The following is a 24,525-nucleotide window of genomic DNA, read 5'->3' as shown; positions in this document are numbered from 1 at the left end:
TCTCTTGCGAGAGGCCGGCGTTTTGCTTTGAATGTTATTCGCTACCCTATTGATAGCTGCGTGCGCCCGTCAGATAAGGGCTAGAGGCCTAAAACGCTTAAGAAATCAAGCATTTCAGGATTGAAGGCTTTACTTCTTGTAGTTGGCAATGCCGTCCATGATTTCCTTGTGGGCGGCCTCTGGACCTTCCCAGCCGTTGACCTTGACCCACTTGCCTTCTTCCAGGTCTTTGTAGTGCTCGAAGAAATGCGAGATGGTTTTCAGGCGCAGCGGGTTCATGTCTTCCGGCTTTTGCCACTGGGTGTAGAGCGAGCACTTCTTGTCGATGGGCACGGCCAGCACTTTGCCGTCTTCGCCGGCTTCGTCGGTCATCTTCAGGATGCCGATCGCGCGGCAGGTCACCACAACACCGGGGATCAGGGGCACGGGCGTGATCACCAGCACGTCCACCGGGTCGCCGTCGCCGCTGATGGTTTTGGGCACATAACCGTAGTTGGTCGGGTAATGCATGGACGTGCTCATGAAGCGGTCCACAAAAATCGCGCCGGATTCCTTGTCCACTTCGTACTTCACGGGGTCGGCATTCATCGGGATTTCGATGATCACGTTGAAAGAGTCGGGCACGTTGTTGCCGGGGGAAACTTTATCGAGAGACATGGTGGCTTTGGGTTGGATTAATAAAAAAGAGGCAAGGAGCCGGTCGGTATTTACCCTCATTTTACTGATTCAGGGCTGACGTCTCGTCAACTTGTCACATTTTGGCGTTAAATTTCAAAGGTTGGCCAATCGTCTCTACGTGAGCAACGAGGAAGCAACGCAGCGGGGGCACCGCTAGCGTGGCACCCCCTCCAAGCGAAAAACAACGTAGGAGATTTCTATGACAGGCAACTCAGCGCTTATTCTTGCGCTCGTCTGCGGACTGGTCGCCGTGGCTTACGGCATCTGGGCCCGCAGCTGGATTCTTTCCCAGGACGCTGGCAATGCGCGAATGCAGGAAATCGCAGCCGCGATTCAAACCGGCGCGGCCGCCTACCTGGCGCGCCAGTACAAAACCATTGCCATCGTCGGTGTCGTGCTGGCGATTCTGATCGGTATTTTTCTGGACGTACCTAGCGCCATCGGTTTTGTCGTGGGCGCGGTGCTTTCCGGCGCCTGCGGCTTCATCGGCATGAATGTCTCGGTGCGCGCCAATGTGCGCACCGCGCAAGCCGCCACCAAAGGCATTGGCCCCGCGCTCGACGTCGCCTTCCGCGGTGGCGCCATCACCGGCATGCTGGTGGTGGGCCTGGGCCTGCTGGGCGTCACGGCCTTTTACTGGTTTCTGGTCGGCAACGGCAACTACACACCCGATGTGAAGCTGGCCAACCTGCTGAATCCGCTGATCGGTTTTGCCTTCGGCTCCTCGCTGATCTCCATCTTCGCCCGTCTGGGCGGCGGTATTTTCACCAAGGGTGCGGACGTCGGCGCCGACCTGGTGGGCAAGGTCGAGGCCGGTATTCCGGAAGATGACCCGCGCAACCCAGCCGTGATTGCCGACAACGTCGGTGACAACGTGGGCGACTGCGCTGGCATGGCCGCCGATTTGTTTGAAACCTACGCCGTGACCCTGATCGCCACCATGGTGCTGGGTGCCCTGCTGGTGACCAATGCCGGCACCAGCGCCGTGGTCTACCCGCTGGCCCTGGGCGCGGTGTCCATCATCGCGTCCATCATCGGCTGCTTTTTTGTCAAGGCCTCGCCCGGCATGACCAACGTGATGCCGGCGCTGTACAAAGGCCTGGCGGTCGCTGGCGGCCTGTCGCTGATTGCCTTCTACTTTGTCACCACCTGGCTGATGCCCGACAACGCCATCAAGGCCGTCGGCAGCCAGATGGCGCTGTTCGGCGCCTGTGCCGTGGGCCTGGTACTGACCGGCGCGCTGGTCTGGATCACCGAGTACTACACCGGCACGCAATACAAACCGGTGCAGCACATTGCACAGGCATCGACCACCGGCCACGGCACCAACATCATTGCCGGCCTGGGCGTGTCCATGCGTTCCACCGCCTGGCCGGTGATTTGTGTCTGTATCGCGATCTGGGTGGCCTACCACCTGGCCGGCCTTTACGGTATTGCGATTGCCGCGACCTCCATGCTGAGCATGGCCGGCATCGTGGTCGCGCTCGACGCTTACGGCCCCATCACCGACAACGCCGGCGGCATTGCCGAAATGGCCGACATGCCGGCCAGCGTGCGGGCCATCACCGATCCGCTGGACGCGGTGGGCAACACCACCAAGGCGGTGACCAAAGGCTACGCCATCGGTTCGGCCGGTCTGGCCGCGCTGGTGCTGTTTGCCGACTACACCCACAAACTTGAAGCCTACGGCAAAGCCATCAGTTTTGATCTCTCCGACCCGATGGTGATCATCGGCCTCTTCATAGGCGGCCTGATTCCCTACCTGTTCGGCGCCATGGCGATGGAGGCCGTGGGCCGCGCCGCTGGTGCGGTGGTGGTGGAAGTGCGGCGCCAGTTCCGGGACATCCCCGGCATCATGGAAGGCACGGCCAAGCCGGAATACGGCCGCGCGGTCGACATGCTGACCACCGCCGCCATCAAGGAAATGATGATCCCTTCGCTGCTGCCCGTGGTGGTGCCGATTCTGGTCGGCCTACTGCTCGGCCCCGCGGCCCTGGGCGGCCTGCTGATGGGCACCATCGTCACCGGCCTGTTTGTGGCGATCTCCATGTGTACCGGCGGCGGCGCCTGGGACAACGCCAAGAAATACATCGAAGATGGCCACCACGGCGGCAAAGGCTCCGAAACCCACAAGGCGGCGGTCACCGGCGACACCGTGGGCGACCCCTACAAGGACACGGCCGGCCCGGCCATCAACCCGCTGATCAAGATCATCAACATCGTGGCGCTGCTGATCGTGCCGCTGATGATGAAGTTCCACGGTGGCAACGCCAATGCGGCGCCGGTCATCCCTGTGGTCATACCGGCGGTGGTCGTGACACCGATATCGGCCGTGGAGGTCATTGTGACCACGCCCGTCATGCCAGCACCGGCGCCTGCCAGCAAATAAGCGCAGGGCCCTCATCACCAAAAAGCCCGGCTCGCCGGGCTTTTTTTATGGATGCAAGGCTGCGCTCAACGCGGCGCCGCCAGCACGGCGCGCACCAGGGCACTCGAAGGCTGCGCCAGATCCGCCAGGTCTGCGGTGCGGTTGTTTTCAATCGCCTGCAACACCAGTTCATTGATCCCACCGACCACGGCCATCGCCAGGGTGGCCGTTTGTGCGCTGTCTTGCGCTGTGTGCGGGTGACCAGCGTTGACCACCTGCACCACAAAGTCAGCCAGTTCCTGGTTCATGCGGCGGCGCACCTGCAGGCCCTCGGGGCCCAGGCTGAGGATTTCGATGAACAGCGTACGCAACAAGGCCGGGTTGCTGGCCAGGCAGGCCAGGTAGGCGCTCATCGCATGCTCGACCTGGGTTTTCCAGTCGCGGCTGGGGTCGATGGCGTCTTTCAGCACCTTCAGCGCGCCGTGGCTGGCCGCCACATAAAGTGCAATCAAACAGTCTTTCTTGCTGGCAAAACATTCGTAAAACGTGCGCTTGGACACGCCCGCTTCACGCACGATGTCGGCCACCGTGGTATCGGCGTAACTTCTGGCGGCCACGCTATGCGCCATGCCTTCGATCAGGCGCGAGCGGTGGGCCGTGGCGGGTTCTTGGGAAGTCATCTGGTCAGAAGGCATGTGTCAACACTGCAGGATTTTTTGGTACTTGACAGTACCACAGCGCAACCCTATAGTCACCTCGATTGGTACCCGCCGGTACCAACCTGTTTTCGAAAGAAACCCATGAGCGAACTTGTTGTGCGCCGCCTGCTGATCGACCTTGAAACGCCTTTGCCACGCCACTGGTGCGCCGGCGACGCTTTTCGCACGGCCTTCTTCAACGCCTTGTCCATGAGTTTCCCGGTGGGCGAGCAGTTTTTCATCGATGCGGTGCGCAACGGACTCAAGGCCTTGCCCGCAGAACGGCAAGCACCCTACCAGGCCGAAGTCCAGGGTTTCATCGGCCAGGAAGCGACACACCGCCGGATTCACAGCCTGTTCAACCAGCACCTGGAAACACAAGGCCTGGTGAACGACTGGGCGCCGCGCGCCGAACGCAATATGCAGCTGCTGGCCGGCACCAACCCGCGCCACGCGTTGGCCCTCACCGCGGCCAACGAACATTTCACCGCGATTTTTGCCGAATGGCTGCTGCGCAACCCCGACTTGCTGGAGCCCTGCGAGCCGCGCCTGAAAACCATGTGGTTGTGGCATTGCGCCGAGGAGTCCGAGCACAAATCCACCGCCTTCGATGTGTATGCCGCGCTGGACGGCAGCCACGCCTGGCGCATTAAATGGTTCCGTCGCATCACCATCGTCTTCCTGAGCGACACCCTGCGCCAGACCGTCAACAACCTCCGCCGCGACGGCAGCTTGTGGCAGTGGACCACCTGGAAAAGCGCCGCCGGTTTTTTGTTCAGTCAGCGCGGCCTGGTCCGCCAGACCTTCCGGCCCTGGCGCGCCTACCTGCGACAGGACTTTCACCCGAACCAGCAGGCCAGCGAGTTGTCCGAACGCTGGCTGGCCGACAACGCGCCGCTTTACACGGTCGTGAGCAGGCCAGGCCAAGCCACCTGAATTGCCATCATTTCGATAGCAGTCGTCTCCCGCGGATAAAGGACTGGAGCGCGATCAGGCCGCGTCTTGACGAAAATATGCCGCCGGGAAAGCAAGGTCAGCACTGCGCGAGTGGGCCTATGCTTTGCCGGCGCTTTATGCCTTGCGCCAGCGCGCAACCCTGCATGCAGCGCTTGCCGGGTTCGCGGCCATCAGCCATGGTATGTTCGTGTGTCTGCACGTGGCCTTTTTGACGCCGCGCCAGACAGCACCTTTTTATTGAATCCAGGCAAGGCCCCATGACCTCACCCTCCTCCTTGCTGGCCGCAGCGTTTTGCCTTGCAGGCTGTGCCGGTGTCCTGGCCCAAGTGCGGGCTCCGCAAGCGGTCCCGCCTCAGGTTCAGGTGCAAGCCATGAGTTTTGAAACCGCCTGGGACCGTCTCAAGACCGGCTCCGACCAGATGGCCGCCGCTCAGGCCGCGATTGACAGCAAGGACTTGCAGGAACGTGGCCTCAAGGGCCTGGGCGGGCCGGTGGTCAGCCTCTCGGCCGTGGCTTATGCCTACAACGCCAACCTGAACGTCAACCTCGACCCCATCAACCAGCAGCTCGCACAAGCCAGCCAGCGCCTGCCGATTCCCTTGCAGAATCTGCCCATCCCGCTGCCGGTGCCGCAGTTCCCCTCCAACTACACCTTCAACCGGCATGACACCGGCACCACCCGATCCATCTCGGCGGTCTGGCCGATTTATGCGGGCGGTGCCAGCGATGCGGTGCGCGGCGTCGTGACAGCGCAGGGTAACGAAGCGCGCGCCGATGCCGACAAGACCGGCCACGAACTCGCCACTCAACTGGTGCAACGTTATTTCGGCGCGCAGCTGGCGGCCAAGGCCGCGGCGTTGCGGCAGGCTGCACTGGACGACATTCGCCAGCATGACGCGGCCACCGCCAAAATGTTGGCGGCCGGCGTGATCTCGCGCATCGAACGCCTGCAAGCGCAAGCCGCTTACGAAGAAGCCAAACGCAATGCCCTCAAGGCGCAGGACGATGCCGAAATGACGGCAATTGCGCTGGCCCGCACGGTCAAGTCCAATACCCCTGTCAAGCCCGACACGCCGCTGTTTGTCCTGACCCAAGCCGTCGAACCATTGCCACATTTCCTGGACCAGGCTTTGCAGCGCCATCCGGGCCTGGCCAAGGTGAACGCCAAAAAGATGCAGGCCGAGCAACTGCACCACGGCCAGGAGGCGCTTCGCAAACCCCAGGTGTTTGCCTTCGGACAGCGCGAGCTGAAAACCGGCAACGCCGACTGGATAGGCGGCATCGGCGTGCGCTGGACCTTGTTTGACGCGATGGACCGCGACGCGCTGGCCGCTTCCTCGAACAAACAGATCGAGCAGGCCGAACGCACCGGTCTGCAGGCGCGCAGCGACATCAGCCTGCTGGTCGAAAAAAACTGGCGCGCGCTGGAGCAGGCGCGCCGGCAGTTCCTGGCCACCGAGCCCGGCGTGACCCTGGCCCACGAGGTCTTGCGCCTGCGCACCGCGGCCTTGCGTGAAGGCACGGGCACCGCGCTGGAACTGATAGACGCCGAAGTCAACCAGACCAAGGTCGAAACCGAACGCGCGCAAGTGGCTTACGAGTATGTGATGGCGCTGGCCAGCCTGCTCGAGAGCTGCGGTCTGTCCGATGAATTCAGCAGCTACATCCGCCGCGCCGACGTGAAAGTGTATTGACCATGAACCGACAACTTGTCTTCAAGGCCGCAGCGGCCATCGTGGTGGTCGGGCTCTTGGGCTTTGGCCTGTGGCGCGCCTCCCAGCCGCCGCCCGAAGTCTTCCAGGGGCAGATGGAAGCCCGCGAGACCGACATCGCGCCCAAGGTCACGGCACGTATCTCCCAGGTGCTGGTCAAGGAAGGCCAGCAGGTGGCCGTGGGAACCCTGCTGATACGCACCGACAGCCCCGAAGTTGCGGCAAAACTGGCGCAGGCCACCGCCGCGCAGCAAGCCGCCCAGGCCGTGGCGGACAAGGCGCAGAACGGCGCCCGACCGCAGGAAGTGGAAATGGCCAGACTGCAGTGGCAGCGCGCCCAGGCGGCGGCCGACCTGGCCCAGATCTCCTTCAAACGGGTGGACGGCTTGGCCCGGGATGGCCTGGTTGCTGCGCAAAAACGCGACGAAGCCGAAGCCAACTTCAAAGCCTCGCGCGACCAGGCCCTGACGGCCCAGGCCCAGTACGACATGGCGCGCACCGGCGCCCGGCCGGAAGACAAGGCCGCCGCCAACGCGCAAGCGCGCCAGGTGGCCGGTGTCGTCGCCGAGGTGGAGGCCGCCAAGGCCGAGACCGAACTCAAAAGCCCGGTGGCCGGTGAAGTGGCCAAGGTGCTGGCCCAGGTCGGCGAGTTGTCGCCGCAAGGTGTGGCCGTGGTGTCGGTGGTGGACTTGAAAGACCAATGGGTGGTGCTGAATGTGCGCGAAGACCGTTTGCAGCGTTTTGCCATGGGCGCCGAGTTTGATGCGCAGTTGCCGGCGCTGGACAACAAGGCCGTGCGTTTCAAGGTGTTTTACAGCGCCGTGTTGCCCGACTTCGCCACCTGGCGCGCCACCCGCGCCGGCCAGGGTTTTGATGCGCGCACCTTTGAAATCCGGGCCAAGCCCGTCGCGCCGATTGAAGGCGCACGCCCCGGCATGAGTGTGCTGGTCCAGTAACACCGCCGCGTCTGGACATATCAACATGGGCTTCGCACAAGCGCTCATGACCAGTGCGCGCCGCGAACTCGCCTGGCTGCGTCGCAGCCCCTGGGATCTGGCCATGATCTCCTGGGTGCCGTTGCTGGCCGTGGCCCTGCTGTGGTGGATCTTTTCGGCGGGCCTGCCCAACCGTTTGCCGATAGGCCTCATGGACGAGGACCATTCGGCGCTGTCACGCCAGCTCACCCGTTTTCTGGACGCCACGCCCGGGCTGCAAGTCGCCGGCCGTTACAACAACAGCGCCCAGGCCGAGCAGGCTTTGCGCAGCGCAGCGGTCTATGCGGTGGTCAGCATTCCGCCCGGATTTGCCCGCAGCATCAAGCAGGGCCGCGCGGCGCAGGTGACCTTGCTGCACAACGCGCAACTCGGCACCCATTCCGGCCTGATCCAGCGTGATGTACGCACTGTCGTCGCCACCTTGTCGGCCGGTGTGGAGATGGCGGCGCGCAACAAACGCGGCGAACCGGCGCAAGCGGTGCGGGTGTCCATGGAACCGATCCGCACCGGCATGTTGACCTTGTTCAACACCTCGCTCAACTACGAACAATTCCTGGCGGCGGCGCTGATCCCCGCGCTGCTGCACATCCTGGCCATGACCGCAGGCGCCTGGACCGTGGGCCGCGAGTTGCGTGATGGTTCGCTGTGGCGCTGGCTGGGCGTGTTGCCGCGCTGGCCGCAGGCCGGTGGCGCCCTGCTCGGCAAACTGCTGCCCGCCTGGCTGGGCTTGTCGCTGGTGGCAAGCGCCGCCTTGTTGTGGCTGACCTGGGGCCGCGGCTGGTACCCGGCGGGCTCGCTGGCCTGGGTCTGGCTGGCGGAGCTTGTGATGCTGGCGCTGTCCATGGCCCTGGGTGTGGCCGCTGCGGCGGTCACACGTTCCCTGCGTGTGGCGCTCTCGGCCACCGGCTTTATCACGGCGCCGGCCTTTGCCTTCAGCGGTGTTGGGTTTCCGCTGGTGGCCATGCCGGTGCTGGCGCGCGCCTGGGCCGAGGTCTTGCCCTACACCCACTACATCCGGCTGCAGATGGAACAGTTGCAGATGGGCGCGCCGCTACGTTACAGCCTGCCCACCGTCGTGATCATGCTGCTGGCCAGCGGTGGCTTGCTGGCCCTGAGTGTGCCGCTGCTGCAACAAGCCTGCCGCCAGCCGCATCTGTGGGGGAAACGCTGATGCGCCGCCTGGGCGGTGATTTTCTGCAGGCCTGGGGCGCCACCCTGCGCGGCATCCTGGGCGATGCCGGTATCCTGCTGATCCTGGTCGGGGCGCCGGTGCTGTATGGCTTTTTCTACCCCTGGCCTTACATGACGCAGGCCGTCACGCGGGTGCCGGTCGCCGTGGTGGACCACGACCGTACCAGCCTGTCGCGCCAGATCACACGTTTTGCCCAGGCCGACCCGCGCATCGATGTGCGCCTGGTCACCCACGACGAGGGCCAGGCCCAGCAAGCCTTGTGGCGCGGCGAGATCGAAGGTTATGCGGTGATTCCGCCCGACCTCAAACGCAATGTGTTGCGCGGCGCCCCGGCCACTATCGCAGTGGAAGCCAATGGCGCTTACGCGCTGCTCAACAAGGCCGTGCTTTATGGTTTTGCCGAAGCCATAGGCACGGTGTCGGCCGGGATTGAAATCCGCAAGCTGCAGGCCAGCGGGCAAAGCGCGCCGCAAGCCATGGCCAGCCGCAGCCCGGTCAATCTGCAGATGGTGGCGCTGTTCAACCCCACCGAAGGTTATGGCAGCTACGTGGTGCCGGCCGTGGCCTTGCTGATCCTGCAGCAGACTCTGCTCATGGGCGTGGCCATGTGTGTCGGCACCTGGGTCGAAGCCGGCCGACACCGCGCCGGCGTGGGCGTCTGGAGCGGGCGCCTGCTGGCTTTCAGCACGGTGGGCTGGCTCAGTGGCCTGTTCTACTTCGGCTGGATCTTTCTGGTGCAGGACTTCCCGCGTGGTGGCAACCCGCTGGGGGCGCTGGCCCTGCTGGCGATTTATGTGCCGGCCATCTGCGCGCTGGGTGCCCTGCTGGGATTGTGCTTGCGCAAGCGCGAGCGGGCCTTGCAGGTCTTGTTGTTCACCGCCTTGCCATTGGCGTTTTTGTCGGGCTTTTCCTGGCCGGTGGAAGCCCTGCCCGAGGCCTTGCAGACGCTGCGCTGGCTGTTTCCCAGCACGGCGGGTATCCAGGCCTCGCTGCGGCTCAACCAGATGGGCGCGCCCCTGGCCGACGTGGCGGGTTGCCTGACCGTGTTGCTGGCGCTGGCCACGCTGGCCAGCCTGGGGGTGCTGCGTCTGGCACGCCCGGGGAAACCCTGATTCGCTATGGATTCCATAGCTGATTGCGCCCACTCCTATTGGTCTAGAGGCCTATTTCATCAATAAATATCGAATCCCGGGTATGCCAGCGGTTTGAAGCAAAATCACAGGCATGCAACTCAATTACATCGCCAACGCATCGGTCCGCTCTTCGTCCGGGAAAACCATTCCCGTCATCGACCCGTCCGACGGCCAGCCTTTCGACGAGATCCAGCGCAGCAACGCCCAGGACATCGACCAGGCCGTGCAAGCCGCGCATGATTGCCTGGACACCGTCTGGTGCAAACTCAGCGCTGCCGAACGCGGCCGGCTGCTGATGCGCCTGTCGCACAAGGTGGCCGAACATGCCGACGAGCTGGCCATGATCGAGCAGCGCGACTGCGGCAAACCGACCAAACAAGCCAAGGCCGACGCCGCCGCGCTGGTGCGTTATTTTGAGTTTTACGCCGGTGCCTGCGACAAGTTACACGGCGAGACCCTGCCCTACCAGGACGGCTACAGCGTCTTCACCTGGCGCGAGCCACATGGCGTGACCGGCCACATCATTCCGTGGAACTACCCGATGCAAATTTTCGGCCGCAGCGTCGGCGGCGCGCTGGCCGCCGGCAACGTCTGTGTCGTCAAACCGGCCGAAGACGCCTGCCTGTCGCTGATTCGTGTGGCGCAACTGGCGGCCGAGGTCGGTTTTCCGGCCGGTGCGATCAACATCGTCACCGGTTACGGCCATGAAGTCGGCGACGCCCTGGCCCGCCACAAAGGCATCCACCACATCAGCTTCACCGGCAGCCCGACCATAGGCACCCTGATCCAGCAGGTGGCGGCCGAACGGCATTGCCCGGTCACGCTGGAACTCGGCGGCAAAAGCCCGCAAATCGTTTTTGCCGACGCCGACCTCGACGCCGCTATTCCGGCCATCGTCAACGCCATCGTGCAAAACGCCGGCCAGACCTGTTCAGCCGGCTCGCGCCTGCTGGTGGACCAACACATTTACGAACCCCTGCTCGAACGTCTGGGCCAAGCCTTCACGCAGCTGCGCGTCGGCCCCGCCAGCATGGACCTGGACGTGGGCCCGCTGATCCGGCAAAGCCAGCAACAACGCGTCTGGGACTTTTTAAGCGACGCGCAAGTCGCCGACATCCCCATGGTCGCGCAAGGCCATATCGTTGACGAGGCACCCGACACCGGTTTTTACCAGGCGCCCACCCTGCTGCGCGACGTACCGGTGATGCACCGCCTGGCGCAGGAAGAAGTGTTCGGCCCGGTGCTGTGCGCCATGAGTTTCAGCAACGAAGACCACGCCGTCGAACTCGCCAACGCCACGCAGTTCGGCCTGGTCGCCGGCATCTGGACCCGCGACGGCGGCCGCCAGCTGCGCATGGCCAAACGCGTGCAGAGCGGCCAGGTTTTCATCAACAACTACGGCGCCGGCGGCGGTGTGGAACTGCCCTTTGGCGGCGTGAAGTCGTCGGGTTACGGGCGCGAAAAAGGGTTTGAAGCGCTGTTCGGGTTCACGACGCTGAAGACCGTGGCGATCCGGCACGGCTGAACCCGGCCAGCCCGAAAACCTCAAGCCAAACAAGGCTGCGGCCCTTTCACCACGGGCGCAAGCAGCTCTCAAATCAATAGCAAATCAGGAGCCATCCATGCGCGTCAAAAACAAATCCATCATCGTCACCGGCTCAGGCGGCGGCATCGGCGAAGGCATTGCCAAGCGGCTGGCGGCTGAAGGCGCCCAGGTCATCGTCAACGACATCAACGCCGCGCTGGGCGAAAAAGTCGTGGCCGAGATTGTCCAGGCCGGCGGCACCGCGTCCTTCTTCGCGGCCGACGTGACCAAAACTGCCGAGATGAAAGCGCTGGTAGCGGCGGCCGTGCAGCGTTACGGCAAGCTTGATGTGATGGTCAACAACGCCGGCTGGACCCACCTGAACCAGCCTGCACTGGAAACCACCGAAGAAGAATTCGACCGCTGTTACGCCATCAACGTGAAAAGCATTTACCTCTCGACCATTCACGCCACGCCGGTTTTCCGCGCGCAGGGCGGCGGCAGCTTCATCAACATTGCCTCGACCGCCGGCGTGCGCCCGCGGCCCGGCCTGAGCTGGTACAACGGCTCCAAGGGCGCGGTCATCACGACCTCGAAATCGCTGGCCGCCGAACTGGGCCCGGACAACATCCGAGTCAACTGCATCAACCCGGTGTTCAACCCCGACACCGCGCTGTCCACCCAGTTTGCCGGCGGTACGGTCACCGGCCCCGAAGGTGAAGCACGCCGCGCCAAGTTTCTGGCCAGCATTCCGCTCGGGCGTTTTTCGACGGCGCTGGACGTGGCCAACGCCGCGCTGTACCTGGCCAGCGACGAAGCCGCGTTTATCAGCGGCGTGTGTATCGAGGTGGATGGCGGGCGCTGCGTGTAGTTTTAGTACGCACCCCAGACGTCCATGGCCTGCCACTCCAGCGGCAAACGGACATCCACGCCTTCTTTCACTCCGCGTTCGCGTAAAAAATCCATGGAGCGCTCAAACTGGTCTAGCGGCGGCGGCATGGGTTTCATGGGCTGGTCGGAGGGCAGCCAGAAGTCATCCCAGTGGATGGGAATGACCCGTTTCGCCTTCACCGTGGCCACCACCTCGCGCCAGTAGGCATCGCGGTAGTCGTCGCCGCGTGGACCGAGCGAGCCTATGCCCAGCAGCACCACATCGGCCTGTACGCCTTGGAGCGCGCCCGGCTCAAAACCGGCACTGCCATTGATCAGCAGGGACTTGCCATCGTGTTGCACCAGCACGGCGTAACTTTGCCCTTCCTTGTAGTCGCTGGCGCGCACCGGCGGCTTGAGCGGCTGCTCGATCTGGCCACCGGTAAAACCCGTGGGCGCATGGCGGCTGGGAAACAGCGTCACGGTGAAACGGCCAAACCTCATGGGCTCGCCCAGTTTGGCCACACGAATCTGCGCTTCCGGCAGGCCCCCGCCCCGCCCCACGTTGGCCGTCGATTCCGACCCCAGCAGCAACGCACCGGTGCGTCTGGCCACCTCGGGTGCGTCCATGGCGTGGTCGTAATGGGAATGCACGGGGATCACAGCCACCAGCTTGCCCGTGCGCTCGGGGATGCCGGCGCGCTGCAGCCCGCGCGTGATGCCGTCCAGATCCGGCGCCACCTTGCCCAGAAAGGTCTGAAGCTTGTCGGGCCGCGAGAAAAAACCATCGGTCAAAATGGCCGTCTCCCCGTCGTCCAGCAAGACCGTGGCCACGCCTAAAAAACTCACTTTCAGGGCCGAAGGCGGCGGCGGTTTTTGTTTCCACGCCAGCGGCGCATAGGGCGCCAGGGCCGGATGCTGCTGCAGCAACGAGGCCAGCACACCCGCGGCGAGCAGGAGGAAAACAGCCAAAACGGCCAAACTTCGTTTGAACAATCGCATGGAGGCCCTGCTAAAAAGGGGATGGACATGGCGCCGGGACGGAGCGACCATGCTACCCGATCCACCCCTGCGGCAGCGCTGGTGACGCCCCCGGGAACCACCCAGCGCCCTGCCGTACCAGAGGTCTTCGCCAATGGAGTAAATTCCGTACAAGGTAAATCCATGGCTGACAAAATTATTCCTCTGGCGGACATCCGCTACGCGGCACGTATGCCGCACATTCCTGACCAGCTGTCCGCACCCAGCGGGCTGCTGCGCGACACCCTGGCCAGGCCTCTGCACGACCTGCGCATCAGCGTGACCGACCGCTGCAATTTCCGCTGCAGTTATTGCATGCCCAGCGAGGTCTTCAACAAGGACTATGCCTTTTTGCCACAAAGCTCGCTGCTGAGTTTTGAAGAAATCACGCGGCTGGCGAAAATTTTTGTCGCACACGGTGTCGAAAAAATCCGGCTAACCGGCGGTGAACCCTTGCTGCGCAAGCACCTGGAGGTGCTGATCGAGATGCTGGCCAAGCTGCAGACACCGTCCGGCAAAGCGCTGGACATCACGCTGACGACCAATGCCTCGCTGCTGGCCAAAAAAGCGCAGGCCCTGAAAGACGCCGGCCTGCAACGTGTCACGGTCAGCCTGGATGGGCTGGACGATGCGGTGTTCAGGCGCATGAACGATGTGGACTTCCCGGTGGCCGACGTGCTCAAGGGCATCGAGATGGCGAACAAGGTCGGTCTGGCGCCTATCAAGGTCAACATGGTGGTCAAGCGCGGCACCAACGATGCCGAGATTCTTCCCATGGCCAGGCACTTCCGCAACTCGGGCGTGGTGCTGCGTTTTATCGAATACATGGACGTGGGTGCCACCAACGGTTGGCGCATGGACGAGGTCTTGCCCTCGGCCCAGGTGATAGAACGCCTGCAGGCCGAATTTCCGTTGCAGGCCATCGATGCCAACTACCTCGGCGAAACCGCCGAACGCTGGCGTTATAGCGATGGTGGCGGCGAGATCGGCGTCATCAGCAGCGTGACCAAGGCTTTTTGCGGCGACTGCAATCGGGCCCGGCTGTCGACCGAAGGCAAGCTGTTTTTGTGCCTGTTCGCCAGCCAGGGCCACGACTTGCGCGCCTTGCTGCGCAACGGGGACTATTCGGACGAACAAATCTCCGGAGCCGTCGCCCACATCTGGCAGGGCCGTGGCGACCGTTATTCAGAATTGCGCGCGGCCTTGCCGCCGGACCGCAGCGTCCCCGGCACTGAAGGGGCAAAGCGCGTAGAGATGAGTTACATAGGCGGCTAGGCCGAAAAAAACATGATAGACACCATAGACGGCGCAGAAATCACCGGTGTGATCCTCGCAGGCGGGCGCGGCTCGCGCATGGGCGGCGTGGACAAAGGCCTGCAGAATTTCAACGGCGTGCCCTTGGCCCTGCACACCCTGCTGCGGCTGCAGCCGCAGGTCGGCGAGGTGATGATCAACGCCAACCGCAACCTGGCGGCCTATGAAGCCTTTGGTGTGCCGGTCTGGCCCGACGCAGCCGGCCTGGGCGAATTCTCGGGCCCTTTGGCCGGCTTTATCACCGGGCTGGAGCGTTGCGAAACCCCTTACCTGCTGACCGTGCCCTGCGACACGCCGCTGTTCAGCGAAGCGCTGGTGGCCCGGTTGGCGCAAGCCCTGGTGACCGAGCAGGCTGACTTTGCCGTGGTGGCCGCACCCGAAGAAGATGGCCAGTTGCGCGCGCAGCCGGTGTTTTGTCTGATGCACACCCACATGCTGGAAAGCCTCGCGGCCTTCACCGCCGGCGGCGGGCGCAAGATCGACGCGTGGACCGCGCAGCACAAAACCGTGCTGGTGCCCTTCAACCTGCCGGGCGACGATGCCAGTGCGTTTTTCAACGCCAACACGCTGACGGAGCTACACCGGCTGGAAGCCCTCAGGCCGTGAAAAGTATTGCCGAGATCGCTGCCGAGTTGCAGGGTTACGACCCACAGGCCTTGTCCGCGGCCGACGTGTCGCGCTTTTTATCGCTGCTGGTGGCACCGGTGCAGGACCGCCTGGACCTGCCGCTGTTTGACGCGCTGGGCCGTGTGCTGGCGGCCGATGTGGTCTCGCCTTTTGATGTGCCGCCGCATGACAACTCGGCCATGGACGGTTACGCCTTCGACGGGGCGCCGCTGGCCAGCGGAACCGCGCTGACCCTGAAGGTGGTCGGCACGGCCCTGGCCGGCAAAGCCTGGCAAGGCACGGTCGGCGCCGGCGAATGCGTGAAGATCATGACCGGCGCCATCATGCCGCAAGGCCTGGACACCGTGGTGCCACAGGAGTTTGTCAGCGTGTTGGGCGACCACATCACGATTCCCGCCCAACTGCTGAGCGCTGGCGACAACCGCCGGCTGCGCGGCGAAGATTTAAAAAACGGCCGGCCGGCGCTCCTAAAAGGTGAGCTTCTCACGCCCGCCCGTCTTGGGCTAGTGGCCTCTTTGGGTCTCAAAACCGTGAACACCTGGCGGCCGCTGCGGGTCGCCTACTTTTCCACCGGGGATGAAATCCTGTCGCTGGGCGAGCCGCCGCGTGAAGGCGCAGTCTACGACAGCAACCGCTACACGGTGTTCGGCATGCTCAAACGCCTGGGCTGCGAGGTGATAGATCTCGGCGTGGTGCGCGACGACCCGGCCCTGCTGGAAGCCGCGTTCACCAGCGCCGCCGCGCAGGTCGACGCCATCATCACCTCGGGCGGCGTCAGTGTGGGCGAGGCCGATTTCACCAAAGGCATGATGAAAAAGCTAGGCGACGTGGCCTTCTGGCGTGTCGCCATGCGCCCCGGCCGCCCCATGGCTGTGGGCCGAATTCCTCAAACCAAATCGACCTCCAGCCCAATACCCACGGGCGCAAGCAGCTACGAAACCCATAGCAACTCGAACGGGGCTATCCTGTTCGGGTTACCGGGGAACCCGGTGGCGGTGATGGTGACTTTTCTGGCTTTTGTGCGGCCGGCGCTGCTGCAGATGATGGGCAGCACGGCCGCCACGCCACCGCTGCTCAAGGCCCGCAGCCTCGAAGCCATACGCAAAAAACCGGGCCGCACCGAGTACCAGCGCGGCACGGTCAGCAGCGCGGCCGACGGCACGCTGCAGGTCCAGACCACTGGCAACCAGGGCTCGGGTGTGCTCAGCTCCATGGCCGAGGCCAATGGCCTGATCGTGCTGCACCATGTCCAGGGCAATGTGGCGCCTGGCGATGCCGTCGACGTGATGATGTTTGACGGCGTGATCTAGCGCTGGCGGCGCTGCTCCGGCGCCGCTAACACCTTGCGGCAAACTGCTGGTTCTTTATCGGGAGAACTGAAATGACCTCTGCATGGAAATGGCTGCTTCCCTTGTTTGTGGTTCAGGGGCTGGCAGCCTGCGGCAACCTGTCACCACAGGCTGAGCAAGCCCCCCAGACTGAACCGCTGTCCGCCTACCACTGGCAGTTGCGCCAGGCCCTGGACGCACAAGGTGTGGTGCAAACCGGCTGGGGCATGGTACGGCTCGACTTCAACAAGGGGCGCATGCAGGTCGGCGGGCTGTGTAATGCCCTGTCGGCCTCGTACACCCTCGATGGCCAGCAGATCACGATGGGCCACGCGATGGGCACCCTGATGGCCTGCCCTGACGCAGCCCTCATGGCGCTGGAAACACGCGTGGCCCAACGCCTGCCCGAGATCCGGCGCTGGTCGCTGCAAACCCCGACCGGAAATGCGACAAACCCGCAGTTGACGCTGGGCTTTAGCGACGGCGGGCGTTGGGTGCTGGACGGCACAGCCACCGCGGAAACACGTTATGGCTCTGCGGCTGAACAGGTCTTTCTGGAGGTCGCGCCAGAACGCGTGCCCTGCGCCCATCCGCTCATGCCCAACTACCAGTGCCTGAAAGTGCGTACCCTCAGCTACAACGCGCAAGGCCTCAAACAAAGCACCGGCCCGTGGGAGAACTTTTACGGTGAAATCGAGGGCTACACCCACCAAGCCGGCGTGCGCAACGTGCTGCGCCTCAAGCGCTACACCCGCACCCAGGTTCCGGCCGATGCCTCGAAATACGTGTATGTGCTCGACATGAGGGTCGAAAGCGAGCGCGTGCGTTAAGGGCCACAACAGTCCGGCAGCGCGCCGGACTTATGCCCACGCCCTGTGGGCTGAGCTGTGGACAAGACATGGGACAAGTCCCAAAACCCACGCCCTTGTTGGGCTGGCGGAGCATGCTTATTATTTAAGCAGCTACGCCTGCGGCACCATTCAAAGAGTTGATACCCCCCAAACAAGCGGCATCAGCGCTTTCCCCCAAACGTCCCGGGCGACCTTTACTTGGCGATCAACTCCGGCTCGCCGTGATGCGCCTCCGGCGCCTCCTTGGCCTCGGCCTTGTTGGCACCCGGGATTTTGCTACGGGCAAACAGCGAATACATGGTGGGCACCACAAACACCGTGAGCAAGGTGCCCAGCGACATGCCGCCCACAATCACCCAGCCGATTTGCTGGCGGCTTTCGGCGCCGGCGCCGTGGGACAAGGCCAGCGGCAAGGCACCCAGCACCATGGCGCCTGTGGTCATCATGATGGGACGTAGGCGCTGCGACGAGGCTTTTACCAGCGCGTCGATCATCTCCATGCCCTGCCCACGCAGCTGGTTGGTGAACTCGACAATCAGGATGCCGTGTTTGGTGATCAGCCCCACCAGCGTGATCAGGCCGATCTGCGAATACACATTGAGCGAGCCGCCCGACCACTTGAGCGCCAGCAAGGCGCCAATCATGGACAGCGGCACCGACAACATGATCACCAGCGGATCAATAAAACTTTCAAACTGCGCCGACAGCACCAGGAAAATAAACACCAGCGCCAGCACAAACACAATCGCCAGCGCGCCCTGTGAATTTTTGAACTCGCGCGAAGTGCCGTTCAGGTCGGTGCTGTAACCGGTCTTGAGCACCTTGGCTGCCGTCTGGTCCATGAACTTGAGCGCTTCGCCCAGGGAGTAGTCGGCCGACAGGCTGGCCGTGATGGAAACCGAGCGACGCTGGCCGAAGTGGTTCAGCTCGCGCGGCGAGACACTTTCATGCACCTTGACCAGGGCCGACAGCGGGATCACCGTGTCGTTGCGGCCGCGCACGTAGATGCGGTCAATGTCTTCCGGCGTCGTGCGGCCATTGGCCTGGGTTTGCACAATCACGTCGTATTGCTCGGCGTCGCGCTTGTAACGTGTCACATTGCGCCCGCCCAGCAAGGTCTCGATGGCCTTGGCCACGACTTCGACACTGACGCCGAGGTCGGCCGCCTTGTCGCGCTCGACCTCGATGCGCAGTTCGGGTTTGTTCAGGCGTAAATCCACATCGGGCGAGACGATGCCGGGGTTTTTGGCGATCTCGTCCAGCATCTGGCGCACCACGGCGTTCAGGTTCTGGTAGCTGTCCGAGGTCTGGATCACGAAGTTGAGCGGCCTATCGCGAAAGCCCTGACCCAGTGAAGGCGGCGTGATCGTGAAAACGCTCACCCCCGGCAAGGCATTGAACTTGGGCTGCAACTCGCGCGCCATCTCCATCGTGGAACGTTTGCGATCATCCCAGTCCACAGTGCGGTAAACCACGCTGGCCTGCGCCACGGTCGGGTTGCCGACGTTGGCGAAAATCCGGTCGAACTCCGGGAAGGGCTGGCCCATTTTTTCCAGCGCCTGCGCATAACGGTTGGTGTAGTCCATGGTCGCGCCATCGGGCGCATTGACGTTGGCCAGGATCACGCCACGGTCTTCCATGGGCGACAGCTCCTGCTTCATGGTCGGAAACACCAGTGCAATTGCGATCGCGCTGAGCAGCATCACGCCGACAACGATCCAGCGCGCCTGCAAGATCGCCCCCCTAACCCGCTGACCTACGCTACGCCCACCAGCCGGCGGCTGATACCGCGTGGTGACCACCCAGCGCAACACCGCGCCGTAACGATCGGAGATGGCCGTCAGTAAGCGCTCCATGAAGCGGTCAAAACGATTCGGCTTGGGGTTGTGCTTGAGCAATTGCGTGCAGAGCATGGGGGTTAGCGTCAGCGCCACAAAACCCGAGACCACCACCGCGCCGGCCAGGGCCAGCGCAAACTCAACAAACAAACGGCCGGTACGCCCCGGCGTGAAAGCCAGCGGCGCGTACACCGCCACCAAGGTGGCGGTCATGGTGATGATCGCAAAACCGATCTCACGCGCACCCTTGATACCGGCAGAAAACGGATCCATACCTTCTTCAATGTGGCGAAAAATGTTCTCCAGCATCACGATGGCATCGTCCACCACCAGGCCAATGGCCAGCACCAGCGCCAGCAAGGTCAAGGTGTTGATGGTGAAACCGGCCAGCGCCATCAGCGCAAACGTGCCGATCAGGCTCACGGGAATAGTGACAATGGGAATGATGGAGGCACGCATGGTGCGCAAAAACACAAAAATCACCAGCGCCACCAGCACAATCGCTTCGATGATGGTGCGGTAGACGTTTTTGACCGAGCGGTCGATGAAAACCGAGTTGTCGTTGGCGATGTCCACCAGCATGTCTTGCGGCAGATCGGCTTTCAGCTTGGGAATGGCTTCCTGCACACCTTTGGACAGGTCCAGCGGGTTGGCGGTTGCCTGGCGGATCACGCCGACCGCCACGGCGGAGCGGCCATTGAGCCGGACCGAGGTGCGTTCGTCCGCCGCCCCTTCCTCGACCCGGGCCACATCGCGCACCTTGACGGAAAATCCGTTGACGGTTTTGACCACGATCTCGCCGAACTGGGCTGGCCGGATCAGATCGGTCTGCGAGGTCACGCTGAATTCACGCTGCTGCGATTCAATCCGCCCGGCCGGCAGTTCCAGGTTGCTGCGGCGAATCGCATCTTCCACGTCTTGTGTGGTCAAGCGGTAAGAGGCCAGCTTGTCGGTGTCCAGCCAGACCCGCATGGCGTATTTGCGCTCGCCGTAAATCCGCACATCGGCCACACCGGTCACGGTTTGCAAACGCGGCTTGACGATGCGGTTGACCAGATCGGTGATCTGCAGCGGTGTCATCGATTCGCTGGAAAAGGCCAGCTGGATGACCGGGAAGGCGTCGGCCTCGACCTTGGCAATCACCGGTTCTTCAATGGCCTGCGGCAGCCGGTTGCGCACCCGCGAGGTGCGGTCGCGCACCTCGGCGGCGGCGGAGTCGGCGTCTTTTTCGAGGCGGAAACGCACGCTGATCTGCGCCTGGTCGGCGCGGCTGATGGAGGTGATGACATCCACACCGTCAATACCGGCAATGGAGTCTTCCAGCGGTTTGGTCACCTGCGACTCGATCACCTCGGCCGACGCCCCTGCATAACGCACGCTGACGGTGACAACCGGCTCGTCGATCTTCGGGTATTCGCGGACCGCCAGGCGGTTGAAACTCACTGCACCGATCAGCACGATCAGCAGTGACAGCACGGTGGCAAATACCGGGCGGCGTATGGAAACTTCAGCGAGTTGCATAAAAACCTGTGACGTGAATCAGCTTGAAACTCAGGCGGGATTACGCGCTGTAGTCGCGGCCGGGCTGCGTTCGGGCGTACCGGCGCCACGCCCAGTCTTGTCCACGGCGGGGGCCTGGGAAATCACCACACCGCAGGGGTTGGCGCCGGACAAGGCGGGCTCGGCCGGGGCCGCCGCGTTGGCGGATCCGTTGCCGGCGGCTTTGGCCGGACTGGCCGGCCGTGCACTGGACAGGTCCACCACTGTGACCAAGGTGCCGTCGCGCTGCACACGCTGCTGGCCGGTCGCAACGATGAGGTCGTCGGCCTCCAGCCCCTGGAGGATTTCCACCTTGCCCGGGGTACGCAGGCCCACCTTGACTTCGACACGCTGGGACTTGCGGGTCTGCCCGTTCGGGCCTTCCAGCAGCTTGATGACAAACTGCTTGCCGCCCTGCGGAACAATGGCTTCTTCAGGAATCACGCGGGCGTTGTCGCGCACCCCAAACACCGTGTTGACGCGGGCAAACATGCCGGGACGCAACTGCAGCTGGCGGTTGTCGATACAGCCGCGGATGCCGACCGAACGCCCATTGGCGTCGATCAGCGGATCGATCGCCTGGATTTGCGCGCTGTAGCTGCGGCCCGGCAGCGCATCGATGTCGAGCACCGCCGTCTGGTCGCGCCTGACCTTGCTGTGAAAACGTTCGGGCAGCCTGAAATCGACATAAATGGCTTCGATGTCCTCGATGTTGACGATGTCGGCGCCGTCTTTCAGGTAGTCCCCGACGTTGACCAAGCGAATACCGGCAATGCCGTCAAACGGGGCGACAATTTTCAGGCGGGCGGCCGTGGCCTTGGCCAGTGACAGCTTGGCTTCGGCCACCTGCAGGTTGGCGGCACTTTCATCGAGGGAACGCTGGCTGACAAAGTTTTGCGCCACCAGCTCCTCGTTGCGTTTCTGGTTGGCCCGGGCAATCGACAGTTCGGCCTGGCTTTGCTGGACCTGTGCCAGTTGCAGCTGGTCGTCAAACTGCACCAGCACCTGCCCCTTGCGCACCCGCTGGCCATCGGTGAAATTAAGCTGGGTGATACGGCCGCTGACCTCGGGACGCAAGACCACGCCCCGGCGCGAACGCAAACTGCCCACGGCCTGCGCGTCATCGACCAAACGGGCCAATTCCACCCGGGCGGCTTCCACTGTCACCGGTTTGCCATTGGCGGCATCGCTGGCGGCGATTTTGGTCGGCCCGGCAGCCGACGAAGAAACATCCCCAGCCCCGGCTGGGGTCTTGGGCTTCTGGTACCACCAGGCGGCGCCTGATGCAGCCGCGATACCTGCTACCGCGACCACCGTGTAAATTGCTTTTGATGCCATGGGGAGGAGAAACTTGTAATGGAAAAGATACAAACATTCCAATGTAGCAGGACACCATGGCTTGCGCAGCTTTTGCGCGTGCTGTCAACGGACTTGCGCGTCAGCTTTACAACGCCTTTACCAAACACTGGTCCGGCGCTGGCGGGGGGATGCTAGGTGTGCTTACAGTGTAATTTTTGCAGCATTCGCAGGCAAGCGCGCCACCGCGCCGACATACCGGCTCAAGCCGGCCTGCAGAAGCGGCTCAGCGTCTGGACAAAGCCACGGCCACACCCTTGTTGGCCAGGACATCGGCGCGTTCGTTGCCAGGGTCGCCGTCATGGCCACGCACCCAGCGCCAGTCGATCTTGTGGCCGCTGCCGCTGACCAGGGCATCGAGTTTTTGCCAGAGATCAACGTTTTTAACCGGCTCTTTGGACGCCGTACGCCAGCCCCTGGCCTTCCAGCCCTTGATCCATTCGGTCATGCCCTTGAGCACGTATTGGCTGTCGACATACAAGGTCACCTGGCAGGGGCGTTTCAGCGCGGCCAGGGCCTCAATCACGGCCGTCATCTCCATGCGGTTGTTGGTCGTGTCCAGTTCGCCGCCGAAGAGTTCCTTGACACTGTCGCCGGTGGTCATCAGGGCGCCCCAGCCACCCGGGCCGGGGTTGCCTTTGCAGGCGCCGTCGGTGTAAATCACCACATGTTGTGCTGCGGTTTGCGAAAGTTCGGTCATGCGTTGCGAAAGTCCAAGGTTGTGCTTATCGAATAAATCATCAAAAAGAGTCGGGGCGGCGCAATTGGTTGGCCACGGCCGCCGGCGCATTCGCCGTGGCCTTGTTGGTCTTCCAGTTCGGCTCCAGCAGGCGCATGCCGCGCACACGTTTGACCGCCACCAGAAAATACAAGGCACCAAAAATAGGCCACCAGCGTTCACCCGGCTTGTCCATCCAGGCAAAACGCTCCAGCGAGACCGGGCTGCTGACGGCCGGGCGGTAACAGCCGAACTGGCCGGATTCGACCTCAAAATCCAGCAGACGTAGCCAGTCGCGCAAGCGCCAGTAACCAATAAACTCGCCGGCTTCCGGCAAAAACAGCTCGCCATACCCAAGGCGCCGGTAAAAATGCGCACGCCGCTGGCGCAAGCCCCACAAGCTGGCGGGGTTCAGGCCGCTGATGACCACCCGGCCTTCAGGCACCAACACCCGCGCAACCTCGCGCAGGGTGGCATGCGGGTCGCGGCTGAGTTCCAGCGTGTGCGGCAAGACCACCAGGTCCAGGCTGTTTTCGGGAAAAGGCAAGGCAGCCGGATCGGTCAGCAAGGCCACACGCGGGGAACTTGCAACCGGTGCCGAGGTCGCAACAGGGCTCGTGCCGGGAAGATAAACATCGCGACGGGACCCGGTGTCGACGCCTGGCAGCGCCAGCCACTGGTGCGGCATGCGGTTGCTGCGCAAGGCGTCCAGTTCAGGCAGGCCCAGTTGCAGCGCGTGGTAGCCAAACATGTCCGCCACCGCGAGATCGAATCGCTCACGCTCCCACGCCAGCAAATACTCGCCGGGAGGGGTTCTGAACCAGTCAGTGAAACCTATAATTTGTGACCCCATCGAGACCGCCGCATGACCTTAATTCCCATCCCCGCGTTTAACGACAATTACCTCTGGCTGTTGCACGACGGCCGGCGCGCCCTGGTTGTCGATCCGGGCGATGCCCAGCCCGTGTTGCGCGTACTGCAGGAGAACGGGCTGCAATTAGAGTCGATTCTAGTCACGCACCACCATGCCGACCACACCGGCGGTGTCGATGAACTGCGTGAGGCGACTGGTGCCAAGGTGGTGGGCCCGGCCCGCGAGTCCATTCCAGAGCCCTTCCAGCGCCTCCAGGACGGCGACACCGTGCGGGCCCTGGACCTGAATTTCCAGGTGATTGACGTGCCTGGCCATACCGCCGGGCATATTGCGTACTATCTTGCCCCCACGCTTTCTGCTTCGCGTGATGCGCTGCCCCCCGAGGGGGCTCATCCGGCTTGGGGCGGCCCGGCGCCGGATGGCCTCGCCCTGGACAGCCGGCCTTTGCTGTTTTGCGGTGATACGCTGTTTTCAGGCGGTTGCGGGCGCCTGTTTGAAGGCACGCCGGCACAAATGCTGGCTTCGCTGGACCGGCTGGCGGCCCTGCCCGGCAACACCCGCGTTTGCTGCACCCACGAATACACCCTGAGCAACCTGCGTTTTGCGCTGGCGGTGGAACCTGACAACATCGAGCTGATTGGTTACCATGCACGCTGCGCCAGCTTGCGGGACCAGGGTCAGCCGACTTTGCCCACGACTGTGGCGCAGGAGTTGTTGATCAACCCCTTTTTGCGTACCCGACAAGCCACGGTCATGGCTGCAGCCCGACGTTTTGATCCGGCGGCCCATGACGACAACACCGTATTTGCCGCCATCAGGCAGTGGAAGAACCAATTCAAATGACAAGCCCACAGCCCGCTTTATCAAATCTCCTCTCCTTCTTTGTTCCCTCTCTTTCCCGCCACACGCGGACGCTAAAAACCCTGTTGTTA

The 24,525-nt window shown here is 63.1% G+C and carries 20 protein-coding genes; 13 read left to right on the top strand and 7 right to left on the bottom strand.

All coding sequences use genetic code 11. The annotated features are described in order from the left end of the window. Window positions 1-129: 129 nt before the first annotated feature. Window positions 130-657 carry an inorganic diphosphatase gene (ppa, locus tag R6254_RS20885; protein ID WP_318409605.1) on the bottom strand — a complete coding sequence of 176 codons (528 nt, stop codon included), beginning with the start codon at window positions 655-657 and terminating at the stop codon, window positions 130-132. A gap of 220 nt (window positions 658-877) precedes the next feature. Here ppa and R6254_RS20880 point away from each other — a divergent pair, with 220 nt between their 5' ends. Then, window positions 878-3,067: a sodium-translocating pyrophosphatase gene (locus tag R6254_RS20880; RefSeq protein WP_318409604.1), complete on the top strand. Its 2,190-nt coding sequence runs from the start codon at window positions 878-880 to the stop codon at window positions 3,065-3,067. A 65-nt stretch (window positions 3,068-3,132) separates the two neighbouring features. On the opposite strand, the gene R6254_RS20875 is transcribed toward R6254_RS20880, so the two are convergent. Beyond that, window positions 3,133-3,726, bottom strand: a complete 594-nt coding sequence (locus R6254_RS20875) for a TetR/AcrR family transcriptional regulator (protein ID WP_318409603.1) — start codon at window positions 3,724-3,726, stop codon at window positions 3,133-3,135. Window positions 3,727-3,846: 120 nt separating this feature from the next. Here R6254_RS20875 and R6254_RS20870 point away from each other — a divergent pair, with 120 nt between their 5' ends. The 7 genes from R6254_RS20870 to R6254_RS20840 all read left to right on the top strand — a co-directional run bounded on the left by R6254_RS20870 (window position 3,847) and on the right by R6254_RS20840 (window position 12,129). Continuing rightward, window positions 3,847-4,680 (top strand): metal-dependent hydrolase, encoded by an 834-nt coding sequence (locus R6254_RS20870; RefSeq protein ID WP_318409602.1) that lies wholly within the window; start codon window positions 3,847-3,849, stop codon window positions 4,678-4,680. A 278-nt stretch (window positions 4,681-4,958) separates the two neighbouring features. Further along, a complete protein-coding gene (locus R6254_RS20865; protein ID WP_318409601.1) occupies window positions 4,959-6,395 on the top strand; it encodes a TolC family protein in 1,437 nt (478 codons plus the stop codon). Window positions 6,396-6,397: 2 nt separating this feature from the next. Further along, window positions 6,398-7,369, top strand: coding sequence for an HlyD family secretion protein (locus tag R6254_RS20860; protein ID WP_318409600.1), 972 nt, complete (start codon window positions 6,398-6,400; stop codon window positions 7,367-7,369). A gap of 25 nt (window positions 7,370-7,394) precedes the next feature. Continuing rightward, window positions 7,395-8,579, top strand: coding sequence for an ABC transporter permease (locus R6254_RS20855; RefSeq protein ID WP_318409599.1), 1,185 nt, complete (start codon window positions 7,395-7,397; stop codon window positions 8,577-8,579). Beyond that, window positions 8,579-9,712, top strand: a complete 1,134-nt coding sequence (locus R6254_RS20850; protein WP_318409598.1) for an ABC transporter permease — start codon at window positions 8,579-8,581, stop codon at window positions 9,710-9,712. Before R6254_RS20855 ends, R6254_RS20850 begins: the two co-directional genes overlap by 1 nt. A 112-nt stretch (window positions 9,713-9,824) precedes the next feature. Further along, on the top strand, window positions 9,825-11,258 hold the full coding sequence (locus R6254_RS20845) for an aldehyde dehydrogenase family protein (RefSeq protein WP_318409597.1): 1,434 nt from the start codon (window positions 9,825-9,827) through the stop codon (window positions 11,256-11,258). 97 nt (window positions 11,259-11,355) lie between these two features. Beyond that, entirely contained in the window at window positions 11,356-12,129 is a 774-nt protein-coding gene (locus R6254_RS20840) for an SDR family oxidoreductase (RefSeq protein WP_318409596.1), read from the top strand. 2 nt (window positions 12,130-12,131) lie between these two features. Here the strand turns inward: R6254_RS20840 and R6254_RS20835 are convergent, their stop codons facing one another. Then, window positions 12,132-13,100, bottom strand: coding sequence for an MBL fold metallo-hydrolase (locus tag R6254_RS20835; protein ID WP_318409595.1), 969 nt, complete (start codon window positions 13,098-13,100; stop codon window positions 12,132-12,134). A 192-nt stretch (window positions 13,101-13,292) separates the two neighbouring features. Between R6254_RS20835 and moaA the strand changes: the two genes are divergently transcribed. The 4 genes from moaA (at window position 13,293) to R6254_RS20815 (ending at window position 17,247) form a co-directional block, all read left to right on the top strand. Further along, a complete protein-coding gene (gene moaA, locus R6254_RS20830; protein WP_318409594.1) occupies window positions 13,293-14,423 on the top strand; it encodes a GTP 3',8-cyclase MoaA in 1,131 nt (376 codons plus the stop codon). A 12-nt stretch (window positions 14,424-14,435) separates the two neighbouring features. Continuing rightward, on the top strand, window positions 14,436-15,068 hold the full coding sequence (mobA, locus tag R6254_RS20825; protein WP_318409593.1) for a molybdenum cofactor guanylyltransferase MobA: 633 nt from the start codon (window positions 14,436-14,438) through the stop codon (window positions 15,066-15,068). Beyond that, a complete protein-coding gene (gene moeA / locus R6254_RS20820; protein WP_318409592.1) occupies window positions 15,065-16,399 on the top strand; it encodes a molybdopterin molybdotransferase MoeA in 1,335 nt (444 codons plus the stop codon). The genes mobA and moeA overlap by 4 nt, the downstream gene beginning before the upstream one ends. Before the next feature lie 71 nt (window positions 16,400-16,470). Further along, window positions 16,471-17,247: an META and DUF4377 domain-containing protein gene (locus R6254_RS20815; protein ID WP_318409591.1), complete on the top strand. Its 777-nt coding sequence runs from the start codon at window positions 16,471-16,473 to the stop codon at window positions 17,245-17,247. Window positions 17,248-17,462: 215 nt separating this feature from the next. Here R6254_RS20815 and R6254_RS20810 read toward each other — a convergent pair whose 3' ends face one another. The 4 genes from R6254_RS20810 to R6254_RS20795 form a co-directional block, all read right to left on the bottom strand. Then, on the bottom strand, window positions 17,463-20,627 hold the full coding sequence (locus R6254_RS20810) for an efflux RND transporter permease subunit (protein WP_318409590.1): 3,165 nt from the start codon (window positions 20,625-20,627) through the stop codon (window positions 17,463-17,465). A gap of 30 nt (window positions 20,628-20,657) precedes the next feature. Further along, window positions 20,658-21,983, bottom strand: coding sequence for an efflux RND transporter periplasmic adaptor subunit (locus tag R6254_RS20805; protein WP_318409589.1), 1,326 nt, complete (start codon window positions 21,981-21,983; stop codon window positions 20,658-20,660). Window positions 21,984-22,227: 244 nt separating this feature from the next. After that, window positions 22,228-22,701 carry a ribonuclease HI gene (gene rnhA, locus R6254_RS20800; protein WP_318409588.1) on the bottom strand — a complete coding sequence of 158 codons (474 nt, stop codon included), beginning with the start codon at window positions 22,699-22,701 and terminating at the stop codon, window positions 22,228-22,230. A 40-nt stretch (window positions 22,702-22,741) separates the two neighbouring features. After that, window positions 22,742-23,572 (bottom strand): class I SAM-dependent methyltransferase, encoded by an 831-nt coding sequence (locus R6254_RS20795; protein WP_318409587.1) that lies wholly within the window; start codon window positions 23,570-23,572, stop codon window positions 22,742-22,744. A 12-nt stretch (window positions 23,573-23,584) separates the two neighbouring features. Here R6254_RS20795 and R6254_RS20790 point away from each other — a divergent pair, with 12 nt between their 5' ends. Beyond that, window positions 23,585-24,436, top strand: a complete 852-nt coding sequence (locus tag R6254_RS20790) for a hydroxyacylglutathione hydrolase (RefSeq protein WP_318409586.1) — start codon at window positions 23,585-23,587, stop codon at window positions 24,434-24,436. The last annotated feature ends 89 nt before the right edge of the window (window positions 24,437-24,525 follow it).

Origin of the sequence: Polaromonas potterensis (assembly GCF_033446725.1) — a bacterium.
GTDB lineage: Bacteria > Pseudomonadota > Gammaproteobacteria > Burkholderiales > Burkholderiaceae_C > Polaromonas.
Note: the sequence above shows the minus strand (reverse complement) of the source record. Positions and strands in the feature narration are given on the sequence as shown.

What these genes read in the sequence shown, in the direction of transcription:
- R6254_RS20870 (WP_318409602.1), top strand. Translation starts at nt 3,847, where the DNA reads ATGAGCGAACTTGTTGTGCGCCGCCTGCTGATCGACCTTGAAACGCCT.
- moaA (WP_318409594.1), top strand. Translation starts at nt 13,293, where the DNA reads ATGGCTGACAAAATTATTCCTCTGGCGGACATCCGCTACGCGGCACGT.
- R6254_RS20815 (WP_318409591.1), top strand. Translation starts at nt 16,471, where the DNA reads ATGACCTCTGCATGGAAATGGCTGCTTCCCTTGTTTGTGGTTCAGGGG.
- R6254_RS20845 (WP_318409597.1), top strand. Translation starts at nt 9,825, where the DNA reads ATGCAACTCAATTACATCGCCAACGCATCGGTCCGCTCTTCGTCCGGG.
- R6254_RS20865 (WP_318409601.1), top strand. Translation starts at nt 4,959, where the DNA reads ATGACCTCACCCTCCTCCTTGCTGGCCGCAGCGTTTTGCCTTGCAGGC.
- R6254_RS20790 (WP_318409586.1), top strand. Translation starts at nt 23,585, where the DNA reads ATGACCTTAATTCCCATCCCCGCGTTTAACGACAATTACCTCTGGCTG.
- R6254_RS20850 (WP_318409598.1), top strand. Translation starts at nt 8,579, where the DNA reads ATGCGCCGCCTGGGCGGTGATTTTCTGCAGGCCTGGGGCGCCACCCTG.
- ppa (WP_318409605.1), bottom strand. Translation starts at nt 657, where the DNA reads ATGTCTCTCGATAAAGTTTCCCCCGGCAACAACGTGCCCGACTCTTTC.
- rnhA (WP_318409588.1), bottom strand. Translation starts at nt 22,701, where the DNA reads ATGACCGAACTTTCGCAAACCGCAGCACAACATGTGGTGATTTACACC.
- R6254_RS20880 (WP_318409604.1), top strand. Translation starts at nt 878, where the DNA reads ATGACAGGCAACTCAGCGCTTATTCTTGCGCTCGTCTGCGGACTGGTC.
- mobA (WP_318409593.1), top strand. Translation starts at nt 14,436, where the DNA reads ATGATAGACACCATAGACGGCGCAGAAATCACCGGTGTGATCCTCGCA.
- R6254_RS20875 (WP_318409603.1), bottom strand. Translation starts at nt 3,726, where the DNA reads ATGACTTCCCAAGAACCCGCCACGGCCCACCGCTCGCGCCTGATCGAA.
- R6254_RS20840 (WP_318409596.1), top strand. Translation starts at nt 11,356, where the DNA reads ATGCGCGTCAAAAACAAATCCATCATCGTCACCGGCTCAGGCGGCGGC.
- R6254_RS20855 (WP_318409599.1), top strand. Translation starts at nt 7,395, where the DNA reads ATGGGCTTCGCACAAGCGCTCATGACCAGTGCGCGCCGCGAACTCGCC.
- R6254_RS20805 (WP_318409589.1), bottom strand. Translation starts at nt 21,983, where the DNA reads ATGGCATCAAAAGCAATTTACACGGTGGTCGCGGTAGCAGGTATCGCG.
- R6254_RS20810 (WP_318409590.1), bottom strand. Translation starts at nt 20,627, where the DNA reads ATGCAACTCGCTGAAGTTTCCATACGCCGCCCGGTATTTGCCACCGTG.
- R6254_RS20795 (WP_318409587.1), bottom strand. Translation starts at nt 23,572, where the DNA reads ATGGGGTCACAAATTATAGGTTTCACTGACTGGTTCAGAACCCCTCCC.
- R6254_RS20860 (WP_318409600.1), top strand. Translation starts at nt 6,398, where the DNA reads ATGAACCGACAACTTGTCTTCAAGGCCGCAGCGGCCATCGTGGTGGTC.